We start from the raw sequence: 15,897 nt of genomic DNA on the forward strand, positions 1-15,897 counted from the left end.
GGTGGTATAAAAACTAGCAGTTACGTTTTTTATACCAGAAGTGATCGAATTTCTTATTTTTGCAAGATGGGAATTTATGTCCGCCTTTGCAATCATTCCATTTGTGTCCGCTATCGTGACAGTCTTTACCATGATCACATGAATCATCGCAAGAGTGACCGTGTCTGTTAGGGAAGAATTCGCATTTTTTACAGAAACTTCGTTTTGTCCAGAAAAATTTCTTTTCAAAGCGTATGCATTTTGTAATGAATGTACAATGTTTTCTGCGAGTACGTTTTGTAACTAATACGCATTCTTTTCTACGCGTTACTTTCGTAACGAACGTCCATTTTTGAACACGTACACGTGTACATTTCGTAACAAATGTCCATTTTTTTACATGCGTACATTTTGTAACGAACGTACAATGTTTCACGCGAGTACATCTTGTTCTAGGACATTTACCCCCAGTTGTACATTTACATCCAGTTGTACAATGATGATGAGTGAATTTATCATCATCGCACTCAAATGTACTTGGATCTTGGTGTAAGAAATCCTCCATCCCAGCACTTTTGATTTCTTCGACAGCTTTTCTAATATCACGTTTCATAGAAATCCTCCTTATCATGTATTAAAGTGAAAAGGTATTCTTTTTCCTTAACATGATATGTATGTAGGCATCTTTCTGAACAGGACAAGAGTGTAATTTTATATAAATAGATGATTGCGGATGTATGGACAAGACAAGGCGCATACATTGAATGAAGAGAACTGAGAAGGGATGAGAAAACATGCTGCCTTCATATGATTTTTTTGTTCATCCAATGTACTTAGTGGAATTGAAAAAGGACATTTGGTCAGATAGTCCAGTACCAGCAAAATTGACTTATGGAAAAAAGAAGTATGATATTGATATCGTATACAGAGGAGCTCATATTCGCGAATTTGAGAAAAAGTCTTATCATGTTATGTTTTATAAGCCTAAAAAATTTCAAGGTGCGAAAGAGTTTCATTTGAATTCGGAGTTTATGGATCCGTCTCTCATACGAAATAAATTATCTTTAGATTTTTTTCATGATATTGGTGTACTTTCGCCAAAATCACAACATGTATTTATAAAAATTAATGGTCAAATTCAAGGTGTGTATTTACAGTTAGAATCGGTTGATGAAAATTTTTTAAAAAATAGAGGATTACCGAGTGGTTCTATTTATTATGCGATAGATGATGATGCGAATTTTTCATTAATGAGTGAACGAGATAAAGATGTTAAGACAGAGCTCTTTGCGGGTTATGAATTTAAATATTCGAATAAAAATAGTGAAGAACAGCTGAGTGAATTTGTATTTCAAGCGAATACTTTGACGAGGGAAGCCTATGAAAAAGAGATTGGGAAGTTTCTACATGTAGATAAATATTTACGATGGTTAGCAGGAGTTATTTTTACGCAAAACTTTGATGGTTTCGTTCATAACTATGCACTATATCATAACGATGAAACAAATTTATTTGAAGTTATACCGTGGGATTATGATGCGACTTGGGGGCGAGATGTACAAGGGAGACCACTTAATCATGAATATATTCGCATTCAAGGGTATAATACGTTAAGTGCAAGATTGCTAGACATACCTGTATTTAGAAAGCAGTATCGAAGTATTTTGGAAGAAATATTAGAAGATCAATTTACAGTTTCGTTTATGAGGCCGAAAGTAGAAGGGTTGTGTGAATTGATTCGTCCATATTTACTACAAGATCCATACATGAAAGAAAAATTAGAAACATTTGATCAAGAGGCTGATATGATTTATGAATATATAAATAAGAGAAGAAAGTATATACAAGACCACTTACATGAATTGGATTAATTTTGAAAGAGATTGAAACGTTATCAATCTCTTTTTTTTTTGTATAATAAAGATGTATCAATAAAAATGAAGTAATATATTTGATAGAGAATGGGGATGCGGATATATGACGATTAAATGGATTGATTGGGTAAAACAAATACAATCTATAGCTCAAGCAGGTTTAACGTATTCTAAGGATGTGTATGATATTGAACGTTTCCAGCAATTACGAGATATTTCTATTTCAATGATGTCACATTACACGAAAACAGATTGGGAAATCGTAGAGAAGTTATTTGCAAGTGAGACAGGCTATCAAACACCTAAAGTTGATATAAGAGCGGTTGTTTTTCAAAATGAAAAGTTATTATTTGTGAAAGAAAAAAGCGATGGGAAATGGGCATTGCCAGGTGGATGGGCTGATGTCGGTTATACGCCAACCGAAGTTGCAGCAAAAGAAGTTTTCGAAGAGACTGGTTATGAGGTAGATCATTTTAAGTTACTAGCTATATTTGATAAAGAAAAACATCAACCATCTCCATCGGCGACGCATGTATATAAGATTTTCATTGGATGCGAGATTATTGGTGGAGAAAAGAAAACTAGCATTGAAACAGAAGAGGTGGAGTTTTTTGGTGAAAATGAATTGCCTAATTTATCAATTGCTAGAAATACAGAAGACCAAATTAAAGAGATGTTTGCCTACATGAAAGACCCGCAGAAAGAGAAATTAATAGATTAATCCTGCTTGAATTGTACATATTGTTAAAATGAAGATATTGGCAGATTGCAGCCTTTATGTAATAATGGGATGGTATGTGAAGAAAAAAGGAGATAAAAAAGAACATGTTAGCAAACATAATAGATCAGTTATTGCAATTTTTTGCAAGCTTAGGTTACTTTGGAGTAGCTCTTGCTTTAATGATTGAAGTAATCCCGAGTGAAATTGTACTTTCGTATGCTGGCTTTTTAGTAGCAAATGGTAAAATTAGTTTTGTGGGTGCAGTTATCGCCGGAACGATTGGTGGTACTTTAGCGCAAATCTTTTTATACTGGCTTGGATACTACGGAGGGCGTCCGGTTGTAGAGAAATATGGGAAATATCTACTTATTAATAAACATCATTTAGACATAGCGGAAGGTTGGTTTAAGCGTTATGGAGCAGGTGTAATATTTTCTGCGCGCTTTATCCCAGTAGTACGTCATGCGATCTCTATTCCAGCAGGACTAGCTAAGATGCCATTAAAACTATTTACACTTTATACGGTTGTAGCGATCATTCCATGGTCAATTCTATTTATATACTTAGGTGAAAAACTTGGTGGGAATTGGCGACAAATTAAAGAGTATGCATCTGATTACACACATTACATAATTATAGGAGCTGTTCTTTTTATTGCTCTATACTTTGGTTTAAAGTATTTCAAAAAGAAAAAAGCAGCGCGTTAAAGTCAATGATTTTTCATTGGCTTTTTTTGTTTGTTTCGGTTCTAAAGAAAAGGAGTTGTCCATAATGTGTAATAATAAAGCGTAGCGGAGGAATGTGATGAAAGGGTCACCGTTTATACGTGGAACGATATTTTTAACGATGGCAACGATGATATCAAAAATGTTAGGGTTTATATATGTTATACCATTTACAGCGATGGTCGGTACGAGTGGTTACGTTCTATACACATACGCATATCGTCCTTATACCATCATGCTCAGCATAGCAACAATGGGATTACCGCTAGCTGTTTCAAAGATGGTATCAAAATATGATCAACTGAATGATTATCATACGGTTAAGAGAGTGTTGAAAAGTGGAATCGTGTTTATGTTTATAATGGGAGTCATTTCGTGTTTTACGTTATATATGCTAGCTCCGCATTTAGCTAAACTTGTCATCGATGGGAATGATCAAACGGGGAATAGTGTAGGAGCGGTTACTACTAATATTCGAATTGTAAGTTTTGCGTTAATACTTGTGCCAGTAATGAGTTTATTAAGGGGCTTCTTTCAAGGATTCCAATCGATGGGGCCTTCTGCATTAAGTGTCGTTGTAGAGCAATTTTTTCGGGTTTTAACCATTTTAATAGGAAGCTTTGTCGTTTTATATGTTTTAAAAGCTTCTGTTTCGCTAGCAGTTGGTATTTCAACGTTCGGTGCCTTTATGGGAGCTGTAGGTGGATTAACTGTTTTAAGTGCGTATTATATGAGAAGGAGAAGGCACTTAAAGAAAAAAGAAATGGCAAGTATACCACAAACAACGAAATCTTTTTTCTCGCTTTATAAGGAGCTCTTTACATATTCTATTCCTTTTGTTGTAGTAGGCTTAGCAATTCCGTTGTATCAGACGATTGATACATTTACAATTAATAAACTACTTATACAGATAGGGTATATGCAAGGCGAAGCGGAAAAAATTAATGCGATAATTGGCCTTGTTCAAATGGTTGTGCTTATCCCGGTATCCGTTGCGACAGCTTTTAGTATGTCTCTCGTACCAGAGATGACGAAAGCTTACACAGCAGGAAATACGAAGCTATTGTACAAACATTTTACGAGAACAAATGTATTAGTAGTAGCAATTACGGTACCGGCGGCAATTGGAATGATGGTGTTAGCCAAGCCTGTATATACCCTTTTATTTGGTGCTGGAAATGATCCAGAGATGGGGAGAATCATTTTACAGTATTATGCTCCTGCTTGCATACTATTTTCTCTTTTTACAGTAACGGCTGCTATGCTACAAGGAATCAATCAACAGCAGAAGACGGTGCTAGGACTAGTGATTGGAATTATTGTGAAGATAGTTTTAAATATTGTATTGCTTCCGTATTTCGATTATGTAAGTTTTATCATTTCAACATACGCGGGCTATACGATTTCAGTCGGGTTTAACTTGTGGATGCTTTCTAAATATGTTATAAAGGCAACATAAGCTTTTAAGGCAGAGAGCACTCTGTCTTTTTCTATGTTTATCCCGCTCTAACGGGCAGTAAGATCCTCATCTCAAAATTCAGCGAAAGAAAAGAAGTTTGGTTGGGGGCGGGCAGCCTGTAAAAGCCCGATTGGTGAGGGCTGAAAATCAGTGGGGGGATGAAGCCCCCACTGATTAAAGTTTCACTTTATAATATTTTTCTTATAAAAACGTTTTCAAAATAATTTTTCTATTGAAATTTAAACGTATGTTTCATATGCTGAGAATGGCGGTTTAAAAACTGTGATTTAAGAGAGGTAGATTCCTACATGTAAAAAGAATCGGGGTGATAGTATGTTAAATATATATTTAACAGACCGAAACGGAAAACTACAAGAGATTGAGGAAATGCAAAAGGGGTGCTGGATTAATGTACTTCATCCAACAGAAGAAGAAATTCAATATCTAGTACAAACTTTAAATGTAGACTTAGATTTCATTAAAGACCCTTTGGATGATGAAGAACGCTCTCGTATTGAAAAGGAAGACAATAATACTTTAATTATCGTCGATATTCCGACAGTTAGACATGACGAAGAAGGAAATTCGATTTATGACACGATTCCAATAGGTATGATTGTGATGCCGGATTGTTTTGTTACAATCTGCTTAGAAGAGAATCCAATTTTTGAACGTTTTATTAATCAACGTATTAAAGAATTTTATACGTTTAAGAAGACGCGCTTTGCACTTCAGCTCTTATATACAATTTCTACTTATTATTTAAGATACTTAAAGCAAATAAATCGAAAAACAATTGATTTAGAGCATCAATTAAATCAGTCAATGAAAAATAAAGAGATTTTCACATTGTTAGGCCTTGAGAAAAGTTTAGTATACTTTACAACGTCATTAAAGGCTAATAAAATTGTAATTCAAAAGTTAATGCGTAATAGTACATTTTTAAAAATGTATGAAGACGATCAAGATTTATTAGAAGATGTATTAATTGAAAATAAACAGGCTATTGAAATGGCGGAAATATATAGTCACATTTTAAGTGGAATGATGAATACTTTTAGCTCCGTTATATCAAATAATTTAAATAGTGTTATGAAACTGTTAACGTCAATTACGATCATTTTATCTTTACCGACGATGGTTTCTAGTTTCTTTGGAATGAACGTAAAGGTTCCGTTTGAAGGAGAAGCCCACGGTTTTGTAATTGTACTCATCATATGTGTAACACTATCTTTCACGTTAGCTTTTGTTTTTTGGAAGAAACGTTACTTTTAACGATAAGAAAGCTGCTCTAGCATAGTTATATAACTACGCTAGAGCAGCTTTTTTGCTATGAAATCTCAAATTTTGAATAGAATATAACTTGTACAATGTAATGTATATAAAGGGTATGTATGTCATATAAACCTTGTCCAATTAATGAAATGGGGTTAAAATTACATATTGTTAATGAAAAGTTGGAGGAAATACATCATGGAATTGTTTCAATTACCGAAAGCATTCCTGCAAATGAATACAATTTTTATTTCCATATTAATCGAAGCACTTCCGTTTGTGCTCATTGGTGTATTTATTTCAGGATTCATTCAAATGTTTGTGACAGAAGATATGGTGGCAAAATGGATGCCGAAGAACCGATTTCTGTCTGTTTTATTAGCTACTTTTTTAGGCATGTTGTTTCCAGGTTGTGAATGTGGAATTGTTCCGATTGTAAGACGATTAATTGGAAAAGGCGTTCCACCATACGCAGGGATTGCATTTATGTTAACTGGACCTATTATTAATCCAGTTGTATTATTTGCTACTTATGTTGCCTTTGGGAGTAGTATGCACATGGTATGGTATCGTTCTATTGTAGCGATTATCGTAGCCATTATCGTTGGAATTATATTATCCTTTATGTTTAAAGAACATCAATTAAGAGATGATCACTTCCCAGAAGTGAATAATAAGCGTCCACTGCGTAAAAAAATGTGGGATGTATGTACACACGCTGTTGAGGAATTCTTCTCAATGGGAAAATATTTAGTACTAGGTGCGTTAATTGCAGCAGCGGTACAAACGTTTGTACAAACTTCAACACTTCTTGCTATTGGACAAGGTCCGTTTTCTTCATCAGCTGTTATGATGGGACTTGCTTATATATTATCACTTTGTTCAGAGGCAGATGCATTTATCGCTTCTTCGTTCCAAAGTACGTTTTCAACAGCTTCACTTGTCGCGTTCCTCGTTTACGGACCGATGGTGGATATTAAAAATATGTTTATGATGCTTGCGACATTTAAAACGAAATTTGTAATTGTTGTTATAGTTACAGTTACTCTTGTTGTTTATGCAAGCTCACTACTCATTTATGCGATGGGGTGGTAGGTTATGTTTCGAGCATATATATTATTAGGTTTTACAATATTAATTGCGCAACTGCATATTTCCGGTAACATTACGAAGTATATCAATATGAAGTATGCCTATTTATCAACAACAGCAGCAATTATTTTAGGTTTCTTAACGATTATACAAATTATCGTCGTTTTCCAAAAAGAGCACCAAAAGGAAAAAGAGAAAAATGATTGCAGTTGCGATCATAGCCATTGCGGGCATGATCATTCAAAAGATGAGAATACATGGTGGGAAAAAGCATTTTCGTACTCATTGTTTTGTTTTCCAATTATCTCAGGGTTATTTTTCCCAATTGCGACGCTAGATTCGGATATTGTTAAAGCGAAGGGCTTTCACTTTCCTGTTGCACAAGCAGAAAGTAAGGATCCATTTATGACAAGACAATTCCTAAGACCTGATACGAGCATTTATTACGGGAAAGAAGGATACCGCGGTGTAATGGAAAAAGGGAAGAAAGAGTTTGTTACGAAAGACAATATTAATTTGAAAGATGAAGACTTCCTAAAGGGTATGGAAACAATTTATAATTATCCTGGCGAGTTTACTGGGAAAAAATTATCTTTTAAAGGGTTTGTTTTTAGAGATGATTCTTCTAAAAAAGAACAATACTTCTTATTCCGTTTCGGTATTATACATTGCGTAGCAGATTCTGGTGTGTATGGTATGTTAGTGAAAAAACCAGAAGGCGTAGAGTGGAATAATGATGACTGGATTCAAGTAGAAGGAGAGATAACTACTGAGTTTTATCAGCCGTTTCATGCGAATATTCCTGTATTAGAAGTAACAAAATGGAATAAAGTTGAACAGCCGAAAGAACAATATGTATTTAGAGGAGCCGATTGATAAAATCGGTTCTTTTTTGTGGACTAAAAGTTCTGAATGTTGTTAATATTAAACGTGTAGTTCATTTAGTATAGTGATTATTGAAATATTAGGGATAGATCATTAAAGGGGTGATAACAATGACAGAAGTAAAGGGGAAAACAGCCAATGAGTCAAGGGTGTTCAAAACGAGCCGAGTCTTCCCAACGGATTTAAATGATCATAACACGCTATTTGGTGGGAAGATATTAGCGGAGATGGATATGGTTGCTTCTATTTCAGCATCCAGACATTCAAGAAAGGAATGTGTCACAGCATCTATGGACTGGGTCGATTTCTTACATCCTGTTCGTTCTTCAGATTGTGTTAGTTATGAATCTTTCGTAATTTGGACGGGAAGAACTTCGATGGAAGTGTTTGTGAAGGTAGTGGCTGAAGATTTAATTTCAGGTGAGAAGCGTATAGCGGCAACGTCATTCGTTACTTTTGTGGCACTTAGTAAGGAAAATAATCCAGTTCCAGTACCGCGTGTTATCCCTGAAACCGAAGAAGAGAAAGAATTACATCGTATTGCTGTGTTACGTGCAGAACAGCGTCATATACGTAAGGCAGAGAGTAAGAAAGTAGCCACATTGTTAACCTTTTGAGATGAATATTTAGCCATTTAAGTTACTATAGCAGTCGGAAATGGTTTTAAAATGAAAAGCGGACACCTAAAATAGGTGTCCGCTTTTATAGTTTTTTCATCCACATATCATATGACAGTAGCTACTTAGCAGAAGCAAGCAGCACCGACGATGATTAAGAGGATAAATAATACGACTAATAGCGCAAATCCATTACCATGTGCGAAGCCCATTGTTATTTCCTCCTTTTATTTTAAGATACAACATACAATATGCAAATGAGCTATTGTTTGATATGGACATATATCATGCAATGACATATTTTCTTGAATGATAATGTAATAAAAAAGGGAAGATATAGAAATAACAGTAAGTGGAGAAAGGAATTTATCCATGAAGCACTTTTTCGCTATAATCCTTTGTTTAATAGGTGTATTCATTTGGATGAACATCGATGTGGAAATGGGGAAGGAAATGGCTAGTGAATATGAATTAGGACAAGTTCGATTAGGTGAATTTCAACTATATACGAACGGTGAAGAGTTATATAGAAAATTATTTGACGATATAAACGATGCAGGAAAGTATATATATATCCATTTTTATATTGTAGGAAAAGACGAAATAAGCCAAGAGTTTTTACAGTTATTAGAGAAAAAAGCATCTAGCGGAGTAGAAGTGAAATTGTCAGTCGATCGGGTAGGCGGATATAAGCTGAAGAAAAAGGTAATTAGCCGATTAAAAGAAAACGGTGTGAAGTTTACATTTAGTAAAAAACCGAAACTGAAAAATATGTTCTATTCTTTGCATCAACGAAATCATAGACGTATTGTTACGATAGATGGAAAGGTATCATACGTCGGTGGCTTTAATATCGGAAAGGAGTACCTTGGACAAGATCCAAAGTTTGGGCCATGGCGTGATTATCACGTGCGTATCCATGGTGAGGGTGCAGTGGATATGGAAAGAAAGTTCGCCGAAGATTGGAAAGAAGATACAGGAGAAAAAATGCCTATACATGAAAGTATACCTACATTAGGGAATGTGAAATATCAATATTTATTTTCAAATGGAAAAGGCTTATGGGAAAAATATGGAGCACTATTAAAGCAGGCTAAAAAGTCTTTAATTATCGCTACACCATATTTTGTACCAAGTAAAGAAATGGTGAAAGAGTTAAAAGCTGCATTAAATCGTGGTGTTAATGTGAAAATTCTCGTGCCATTTAAAAGTGATGCCATATTGTTAAAACAAGCTGCCTATCCATATTTGAAAGATATGTTACATGCTGGAGCGGAGATTTATCAATATCGAAATGGATTTTTTCATGGGAAAGTAACAATTATTGATGGAGAAATTGTTGATATTGGGACAGCGAATTTTGATAATAGAAGTTTTTATTTAAATTGTGAGTCTAACTGTATCATATATGATAAAACCGTTGTTGATGAAGTATGGAGTCGATTACAGGTAGACTTTCATAAATCAAAACGATTTTCTGAAGAAGATTTTGAGAAAATTAGTAGATGGGATTGGTTTTTAGCAAGAATAGCGAATGTTTTAGCATCATATTTATAGTATATGGACAAAAGAGAAGGGAGGCGCTTTAATGGACTGTATGAAAGAATTAATGAGATATAGTTATATACTAATATACAAGGTTGGAGAGTATGCTGGAAAGGTCAGAGACGAAGAATTAAAAAATCTATTACAGCACCATTTACCATATATGTTACAAGCATATAATGAACAAGTAAATTTTCAAGAAGGAGAGAATGTGCAACATATAACCTGTGAAACAACGGAGTTTGATTTGCATGAAATGGAAAAGGAAACAGTTAGTAAATATACAGGGGATATTCATATTGCAACCAGTTATATTGCGCACTTGAAACGATTAGCTTTAAAGTTTGCTCAAGTTGCAGTGGAAGTTGCTAATCCAGAGTTTCGCTCATTTTTGGAAAATTGTTTCCTGAAAATGAACCGTTACGCTTATAGTGTGTGGCAATATGTTATGAAGAAGGAATATAAGATTACACATCTATATGAAAATGAAAAGTTTGCATGAGAAACTAAGGCGAAATGGTATGCGCCTTAGTTTTTTTACGTCCATTGAGAGAAAAAACTAGTTTTATTGTGTATCGATTGGAAATGAAATATATAAATTAAAATTAGGATTTGTTATCAGAAGATTTACAAAAATTTACCGTATATTTACTGTTTTTCAATCTCTCCTTTAAAAATAGAGAGTAATATGAGGTTGTACATATTCTATCACAAGGAGGAAACGCAAATGAATAAATGGGTTAAATCATTAACTGCTATGGCACTTGCAAGTTCTTTATTAATGGTAGGTTGTAGTAAAGGTGAGGACAAGAAGAAAGAAGACGACACAACAACACAACAAGAGGATAAAAAGGATAAAGAAACAAGCGGAACCGAGAAGTCTACTGATTCTAAAGAAAAGAAATAAAGTAATAATAAAGCTTCCTCTCATATATGAGGAAGCTTTTTTGTTGTAAATTGACTGAGATTATTGAAAAATAGAAAGAGAATGAAAGAGGGGGAAAACAAATGAAAGTATGTATATTGGGAGCAACAGGACGAGTAGGTTCAAACATAATTAATTTAGCATTAAAGGATTCAGCTGAAGTGACTGCATTAGCGCGTGATTTAAATAGAATAGAAATACAACATGAAAGGCTACGAGTGATAGAAGGTAATGTATTGAACGAAAATGATATAAAGAAAGTGATAGAAGGAAGCGATATAGTAATTAGTGCACTTGGAACGGATCAAAATGGGACATTAGGGAAGAGTATGCCACAAATCATTAAGCAAATGGAAGAAGAAGGAGTTCGTAGAATCATAACAATAGGAACAGCTGGTATTTTACAAGCAAGAACAAATCTAAATTTATATCGTTTTCAATCAACGGAATCAAAAAGGAAAACGACAACGGCAGCGGAAGATCATTTGGCTGCATATAAAGTACTAAGTAATAGTAATAATTTATGTTGGACAGTTGTTTGTCCGACACATTTAATAGATGGTGAGGCGACAGAGGTATATCGAACTGAAAAAGATATATTGCCAGAGGGTGGATCAAAAATTACAGTGGGTGATACAGCACACTTTGCATGGGATCTATGTAAGAAAAACATATATGAAAATAGTCGAGTAGGTATTGCATATTAAAAAACCATCCCGAAGTCGGGATGGTTAAAAGATGATATAACACAAGAAGATGATAATCATAATGATTTGGAGAATTGCTTTCGCTACTGTACTGCTTAAAAAACCAACTACAGTAGCGACTCCAACTAGAAAGGCATCTTTTGGCGCTTTTTTATGCACTAGTTCTGTTATAAATACTGATAAGAACGGTATGATAATAAGTCCGAATGGTGGGAAGAAGAACGATCCGACAATGATAGAAATCATTCCGACACGTTCGCCCCATTTAGAACTACCGTATTTTTTTAAGAAATATCCATTTGCAATAAAATCAGCAACGAAAATGAAAAGAGTAAAAATGACTTGAATAATCCAAAAAGAAGTTGTTAATTCGCCTCCATTTATACCGAAATGGTAAATCAAATATCCAGCCCAGACAGCTAGTATGCCAGGGATAATTGGATAAATAAAGGCGAGAAATGAAACAACGAAACAGGCAATGATACAAATTGTTAATAAAACAGTCACTTTATAGCTCCTTTTTAATATCTAGTTTATGTACAGCAACTTTTTTGACTTGATGGCCATCAAGTTCTAATACTTTAAATTGAAAACCAGCATATTCAATGGAATAGCCAGCTTCAATATTTAAGTCAACTGCTTGAGAAAGAAGCCATCCTCCGATTGTATCTAAATCACTATCATCAATATGTAGGCCAAACATATCATTTACTTCAGAAATAAGCACCTTTCCATCTAAAACAGTAAGCTTAGGTGTACGCTTTTCAATCATAGGTGATTCATCCGCATCGAATTCATCTTGAATTTCTCCAATGATTTCTTCAAGAATATCTTCCATCGTTAAAAGTCCGGCAGTACCACCATATTCATCCATAACGATTGCCATCTGAACGCGATTTTTTTGAAGATGGACTAACGTTTTACGAATTGGAACTGTTTCAAATACAGTTAGAACAGGATGTATATAAGATTCAAGTGGTTTATAAATACCTTTCGTTTGATCATGGAATACTTCTTTCGTATTGATCATCCCAATGATATCATCTTTATCTTTTTCGATAATTGGATAGCGTGTATATTTTTCAGTAGCGACGATATCCATATTTTCTTCTAACGTATTTTCAGTAGATAAGCAAATCATTTCGGTACGAGGAACCATAATTTCTTTTGCAACTCGATCATCAAATTCAAAAATGTTATTTACATATTTATATTCGGTTTGGTTTATTTCACCGCTTTTAAAACTTTCACCTAAAATGAGTCGCAATTCCTCTTCAGAATGAGCAAGTTCACTTTCTTTCGCAGGTTCTAATCCGAGTAATTTTGTGAAAAATATAGCTGTACTATTGAGTAGCCAAATGAATGGGTACATAATTTTATCAAATAAAATAAGCGGTCTTGCAAATTTGAGTGTGATCGCTTCTGCTTTTTGAATTGCGAAAGACTTTGGAACTAATTCACCTAATACAACGTGGAAAAATGTAATAACACTAAAAGCGATAACAAAAGATAAAGTGTTAGCCATTGTTCCAGTAATATTAATTTTTTCAAAGAGCGGTCGTAGTATATGCTCCACAGTTGGTTCACCAAGCCAACCAAGCCCTAAAGAAGTGATTGTAATTCCGAGCTGACAAGCTGATAAATAAACATCTAAATTAGATAGGACGCTTCTTGCAGCTAAAGCTTGTTTATTACCTTCATTTGCAAGTTGGTCAATTCGACTTTTTCGTACTTTTACAACAGCGAATTCTGATGCAACGAAAAAGCCAGAAATAAGAATAAGTACAAAGATGAGAAAAATATTTAATATGTCCAAGCGTGTTCTCCATTCCAAGGTTTGGAATAAAGATGTCACCTCCTGCAATTATGTTATACTTTTATAATAAATCCAAATGAAAAGAATAGTCAAAGGAAAAGGGTAAATATTGGTATGTTTCTGTAATAGTTTTTGAATTTGCTGTTATTTTGTCCGCTATACAAAAGGAATAACCCCCTACTTTTAGATTATAGAGGGTTATTTTAAATTAAGGTTTTGGAACACTTCTCGTCAAAGTGTATGACTGTTGTTTGGAGTAGTTTGTGGTCCATAGTGTTTGAAGGAAAGAAAGTATGCTATATGGGATATAGAGTAGTAATAAGCCGATTGTAACAATTATGGGTGAATTTCCGCCAAATTGAACGATAAATTGTAACAGTCCATTTGCATGAAAAACGCATTCCATAAAAACGAATGAAAGAATAATGGAACCTAAAATTGATTTATGATTCGAAGTAAGCGCCAAAAACAATGTATCCACAAGAAAAGAATCATGTTTTATTTCATATTCATTTGTGTTTTTTAAGAAAGGAATCCATTTTTTTACTGCTTGCATAACGATAATCATGGAAGTACTACATACGATGATAAATGATGAGTAGTAAGGAAGGTTTATAAATTGTGCGATGTATAGAAGTAGTAATAAGACTGAACATTGTAATACTACAGTGCAAAAAGAGTAAGGTATCCATTTCAATACAGTAGTAAACTTTTTAAACGAATTAGGTAATTTGAAAAATAAATGGCCGATACCCAAACTTATGAAAAATCCGATCGCAAGGGTAAAAGTAAAACGAACAATCGATATAAAATATATTTCCCATATGTAAGGGAATAATGGTGTTGAATGATTAGAAGTATGTATCATTTGGTTTGCTGAGAAAAAGATAGATTCATGCATCCAATCAACCTTTGGAATTGATATAGAAGAAAGCTGTGCGAAGTTTTGAAAAATGCTAATAAATCCATTTTGATAAGAATAATTGTGTGTAATAAAAAGAGCTGGAATAGGACTTATGGCAAAAATAACAATAATACCAATTATAAATTTACATATATGTGAGCGTAATAAGGACATATAACCACCTACTCTTAGAATATTCAGAAAATTCTTATTCTTATTTTAGCTTTTTTTGAAAGAAGTTACAATATATTTTTCATTCAGTAATTCAGAGAGAAGATTTGATAGCAAAAATATGCAAGTGAAGGATTCATGAATAAATTATGACAAGAAAATGAATAATTTTCAGAAAAATAAAATAAATTATTTATTTTTTTCTGAAAATATAATATAGTTATGGCACAGAAAGTATTTTAACATAAGGAGGCTTTTTATGAGGATTAAAGGGAATTACGTGCCGAAAAGGGAAGTTTTACTGTGCTCAAGTTCGATTACGATAGGGGAAGCGTTAGAGCATTTAAATAAAACGGGGTATCGTTGTGTACCAGTTTTAGATGAAAAAAAAGAGAAATTTTTAGGGAATATATATAAAGTAGATATTTTAGAATATAAAGGATCACTTGATGAGAGTGTAATACAATTATTAAACGATAAAGAAGGATTTGTGAGAGAAGATTCATCTTTCTTTAAAGTATTTTTTACAATAAAAAAATTGCCTTATTTATCAGTAGTTGATGAAAAAGGGGTTTTCCTTGGAATTTTAACGCATAAAAAAGTTTTTGAGTTATTAGAGGATGCATGGGGTGTTCACTCTAGTAAATACTCTGTCATGATTGGAACGCAAGACTATAATGGAGCAATCCAAAAGTTATCGACAGTTTTAAAGAAATACACTGGTATTCAAAGTTTGATGACTTTTGATAATGATGCCTTATTAGTTCGTAGAATTATGTTTACATTAGGAGAAGAGTTTAACGACGGTGAATTAGAGACATTATTGAAAGATTTAGAAGATCACGGATTTAGAGTTGTGTATGTGGAAGAGATGAAAAATCCACGTGAAGTTGAAACGATAGAGTAACATACAAAAGCCATCTAAATTATATTAGATGGCTTTTGTATGTTACGTGTATAAAGTTATTTGAAAATAACGATCGAATAATAGGTGAGATTATAACAATATTTGTGTAAGAGAATAAAAAATGTAGATAATTTCGATTTTCAAAAAAATCAATTTGAAAATATGTTTTTATTTTGCAACTAAATATGTTACTATATGTGTGATAAAAACAAAGAGGTCTGACATCTATACTCCACGTAATAACACTCTAATGATTTAAAAATTCAAAAAAATCAAAAATTAAAATAATAATTAT

General features: G+C 33.6%; 18 protein-coding genes. 13 read left to right on the forward strand and 5 right to left on the reverse strand.

Going from position 1 to position 15,897, the window contains the following annotated elements; all coding sequences use genetic code 11:
• Positions 1-13: 13 nt before the first annotated feature.
• Positions 14-592 (reverse strand): exosporium protein ExsB, encoded by a 579-nt coding sequence (gene exsB / locus N2V80_RS09865; protein ID WP_000817498.1) that lies wholly within the window; start codon positions 590-592, stop codon positions 14-16.
• A 181-nt stretch (positions 593-773) separates the two neighbouring features.
• Between exsB and cotH the strand changes: the two genes are divergently transcribed.
• The 8 genes from cotH to N2V80_RS09905 all read left to right on the forward strand — a co-directional run bounded on the left by cotH (position 774) and on the right by N2V80_RS09905 (position 8,627).
• Positions 774-1,850, forward strand: coding sequence for a spore coat protein CotH (gene cotH, locus N2V80_RS09870; RefSeq protein WP_000937999.1), 1,077 nt, complete (start codon positions 774-776; stop codon positions 1,848-1,850).
• A 106-nt stretch (positions 1,851-1,956) separates the two neighbouring features.
• Positions 1,957-2,574, forward strand: a complete 618-nt coding sequence (locus tag N2V80_RS09875; protein ID WP_000153576.1) for an NUDIX hydrolase N-terminal domain-containing protein — start codon at positions 1,957-1,959, stop codon at positions 2,572-2,574.
• A gap of 104 nt (positions 2,575-2,678) precedes the next feature.
• Positions 2,679-3,281 carry a DedA family protein gene (locus N2V80_RS09880; protein ID WP_000880691.1) on the forward strand — a complete coding sequence of 201 codons (603 nt, stop codon included), beginning with the start codon at positions 2,679-2,681 and terminating at the stop codon, positions 3,279-3,281.
• 97 nt (positions 3,282-3,378) lie between these two features.
• On the forward strand, positions 3,379-4,758 hold the full coding sequence (locus tag N2V80_RS09885; RefSeq protein WP_000678847.1) for a putative polysaccharide biosynthesis protein: 1,380 nt from the start codon (positions 3,379-3,381) through the stop codon (positions 4,756-4,758).
• A 333-nt stretch (positions 4,759-5,091) separates the two neighbouring features.
• Positions 5,092-6,033: a magnesium transporter CorA family protein gene (locus N2V80_RS09890; protein WP_000932389.1), complete on the forward strand. Its 942-nt coding sequence runs from the start codon at positions 5,092-5,094 to the stop codon at positions 6,031-6,033.
• A 198-nt stretch (positions 6,034-6,231) separates the two neighbouring features.
• On the forward strand, positions 6,232-7,128 hold the full coding sequence (locus tag N2V80_RS09895) for a permease (protein ID WP_000418716.1): 897 nt from the start codon (positions 6,232-6,234) through the stop codon (positions 7,126-7,128).
• A gap of 3 nt (positions 7,129-7,131) precedes the next feature.
• Complete coding sequence (locus N2V80_RS09900) at positions 7,132-8,001, forward strand: TIGR03943 family putative permease subunit (protein ID WP_061654777.1); 870 nt, start codon at positions 7,132-7,134, stop codon at positions 7,999-8,001.
• A 119-nt stretch (positions 8,002-8,120) separates the two neighbouring features.
• Positions 8,121-8,627, forward strand: coding sequence for an acyl-CoA thioesterase (locus N2V80_RS09905; RefSeq protein ID WP_000141164.1), 507 nt, complete (start codon positions 8,121-8,123; stop codon positions 8,625-8,627).
• A gap of 125 nt (positions 8,628-8,752) precedes the next feature.
• On the opposite strand, the gene N2V80_RS09910 is transcribed toward N2V80_RS09905, so the two are convergent.
• On the reverse strand, positions 8,753-8,839 hold the full coding sequence (locus N2V80_RS09910) for a YjcZ family sporulation protein (RefSeq protein ID WP_000505094.1): 87 nt from the start codon (positions 8,837-8,839) through the stop codon (positions 8,753-8,755).
• A gap of 160 nt (positions 8,840-8,999) precedes the next feature.
• Between N2V80_RS09910 and cls the strand changes: the two genes are divergently transcribed.
• From cls to N2V80_RS09930, 4 genes are all read left to right on the forward strand, one after another.
• Positions 9,000-10,184 (forward strand): cardiolipin synthase, encoded by a 1,185-nt coding sequence (gene cls, locus N2V80_RS09915; RefSeq protein WP_061654776.1) that lies wholly within the window; start codon positions 9,000-9,002, stop codon positions 10,182-10,184.
• A 31-nt stretch (positions 10,185-10,215) separates the two neighbouring features.
• Entirely contained in the window at positions 10,216-10,674 is a 459-nt protein-coding gene (locus tag N2V80_RS09920; protein ID WP_000340535.1) for a spore coat protein, read from the forward strand.
• Positions 10,675-10,899: 225 nt separating this feature from the next.
• Positions 10,900-11,079, forward strand: a complete 180-nt coding sequence (locus N2V80_RS09925) for a hypothetical protein (RefSeq protein ID WP_001045960.1) — start codon at positions 10,900-10,902, stop codon at positions 11,077-11,079.
• A gap of 101 nt (positions 11,080-11,180) precedes the next feature.
• The gene (locus N2V80_RS09930) at positions 11,181-11,804 is read left to right on the forward strand and encodes an NAD(P)-dependent oxidoreductase (protein WP_000861653.1); all 624 of its coding nucleotides are present in this window, start codon (positions 11,181-11,183) and stop codon (positions 11,802-11,804) included.
• Positions 11,805-11,828: 24 nt separating this feature from the next.
• Here N2V80_RS09930 and N2V80_RS09935 read toward each other — a convergent pair whose 3' ends face one another.
• The 3 genes from N2V80_RS09935 to N2V80_RS09945 all read right to left on the reverse strand — a co-directional run bounded on the left by N2V80_RS09935 (position 11,829) and on the right by N2V80_RS09945 (position 14,698).
• Entirely contained in the window at positions 11,829-12,311 is a 483-nt protein-coding gene (locus tag N2V80_RS09935) for a DUF456 domain-containing protein (protein ID WP_000217338.1), read from the reverse strand.
• A 1-nt stretch (position 12,312) separates the two neighbouring features.
• Positions 12,313-13,620: a hemolysin family protein gene (locus tag N2V80_RS09940; protein ID WP_000353738.1), complete on the reverse strand. Its 1,308-nt coding sequence runs from the start codon at positions 13,618-13,620 to the stop codon at positions 12,313-12,315.
• Between the two features lie 208 nt (positions 13,621-13,828).
• Complete coding sequence (locus tag N2V80_RS09945; protein WP_000055258.1) at positions 13,829-14,698, reverse strand: hypothetical protein; 870 nt, start codon at positions 14,696-14,698, stop codon at positions 13,829-13,831.
• Between the two features lie 256 nt (positions 14,699-14,954).
• On the opposite strand from N2V80_RS09945, the gene cbpA reads away from it, so the two are divergent.
• Positions 14,955-15,602, forward strand: coding sequence for a cyclic di-AMP binding protein CbpA (gene cbpA, locus N2V80_RS09950; RefSeq protein ID WP_001220526.1), 648 nt, complete (start codon positions 14,955-14,957; stop codon positions 15,600-15,602).
• Positions 15,603-15,897: the final 295 nt, after the last annotated feature.

Origin of the sequence: Bacillus sp. FSL W8-0640 (assembly GCF_038007725.1) — a bacterium.
GTDB classification, from domain to species: domain Bacteria; phylum Bacillota; class Bacilli; order Bacillales; family Bacillaceae_G; genus Bacillus_A; species Bacillus_A cereus.